Source organism: Shewanella sp. 11B5 (assembly GCF_002836795.1).
In the GTDB taxonomy this organism is placed as follows: Bacteria; Pseudomonadota; Gammaproteobacteria; order Enterobacterales; family Shewanellaceae; genus Shewanella; species Shewanella frigidimarina.
The window spans coordinates 1-1,842 of the sequence record NZ_PJAP01000752.1 but is presented as its reverse complement, the minus strand read 5'-3'; the positions used below and the strand labels follow the sequence as shown (position 1 = coordinate 1,842).

Here is a 1,842-nt window from a genome sequence, read left to right as displayed (position 1 = left end):
AACGAATCGTCTTGCAAAAAGAATACTTAAAAGGTTGGAGTGACGTACCGCTGTATTATGGTGAGCTAATGGCTGTTAATGCCGATGGGTCAAGAGCAACTTACCTTTTTGGTTTTAATAGCGGCGAGCAACAAACTGGTTCACATCTGAAGAAAAATACCCCCATAAGAGCAACGGCATTTATTTTAGATCCCCTTCCCGATGACGACCGCTATATGCTCGTCAATGCAATCCCATGGAATGAGTCTAATTCTTTAAACTATGAATTATCACAAACTGTATACCGTGTAGATTTATACAAAGGGTTCCGCAGAAAAGTCACCACTTCGCCTATAGGTTACTCTCGATTTCTAACCGATCACGATGGTGAAGTACGCTTTGTTGCAGGCGAAGACGAAAACAACATAACAAAAGTATTTTATCGTCAAGACCGCGAATGGCTTAACACCGATAACCTCAAACTCAATTTGGATGATTTCTACCCAATATCTTTTGCCGAAAATAAAAATAGTATTTATGCAGCGGCTCGGGTAAAAGGCGAAACCTTAGGGATTTATGAAATCAATCTAGAAACAGGTGAAAAAACGCAAATTATTAAAGATGACAAAAGTGATCCCAGTAATTACTGGATAAACCAAGCTACCAAAAAACTCTATGCAGTTGAATTTGAAAATGGTTATCCGTCTTACGCTTTCGTCAATCCAGAAGACAGTCATTCAAAATTGCTAAAGCAGTTGCTCGCATCATTACCTGGCCATCAAGTTCGTATTGTTAGCGAAACTCGTCATTCAGAAAAACTCATCGTGGTGGCATTTAACGATCGAAATCCTGGTGATTATTATATATTTGACACCAAGGCGCTCACACTCCAACACTTAGCCTCTGCCAAGAAATGGCTCGACCCAGCGCAAATGTCAGAAGTGAAGCCAATTAGTTTTACCAGCCGAGACGGTAAAATAATTAGCGGTTATTTAACATTACCTTATGGTAAAGAAGCGAAAAACCTCCCTCTTGTAGTCAATCCCCATGGTGGTCCACATGGAATAAGAGATGAATGGGGGTTTAATACTCAAAACCAAATGCTAGCAAATCAAGGGATGGCAGTATTACAAGTCAATTTCCGTGGTTCAGGTGGTTTTGGACAAAATTTTGAACAAGCTGGATTCCAAAAATGGGGTTCAGAAGTACAATATGACATTCTCGACGCCACTCATTACGTCATTGATCAAGGTTATGTAGATAAAAACCGCATCTGTATTTCTGGTGGTAGTTTTGGTGGCTATAGTGCATTGCAAAGCGCAATACTTGAACCCGATCTGTTCAAATGCGCTATCGGTTTTGCAGGGATTTATAATTTAGAACTGATGTTCGATGAAGGAGATATTGCAAATAGTGCTTCGGGTACTAGTTACCTTAAAAATGTTTTAGGTCAAAATAGTGAAGTACTAAGAGCTATGTCTCCCTCAGAAAATGTAGATAAGCTTAAAGCAAATTTGCTTCTAGTACATGGCGGTGACGATGAACGAGCGCCCATTGAACAACTAGAATCATTAGAAAAAGCCCTTAAAGCACGTGATTATCCCTATGAAAAACTGGTGATGGATGATGAAGGCCATGGTTTCTACAATGATGACAATCGTGCCCAATATTATGAAAAAATGCTTCTATTCCTTAAAAAGAACCTAGACATTAAATCGTAATGAGCTAATAAGCATTATATCAACAGGCCGATACCCGGCAAACGGGGTCGGCTTTTTTGTACCTGCGTTATGCTTCTAAGCAAATTCTATCGCGCAAATAGGCCAAGAAAACAGGTATTAACATCAATTAAAAGTCGTAATA

Annotated in this window: 1 protein-coding gene; it reads left to right on the top strand. The window is 39.4% G+C overall.

The genetic code is table 11. The annotated features are described in order from the left end of the window. Window positions 1-1,700, top strand: a 1,700-nt coding sequence (locus tag CXF78_RS16085; protein ID WP_102037349.1) for an alpha/beta hydrolase family protein, incomplete at its 5' end; no start/stop codon positions are given. Between the last annotated feature and the right edge of the window lie 142 nt (window positions 1,701-1,842).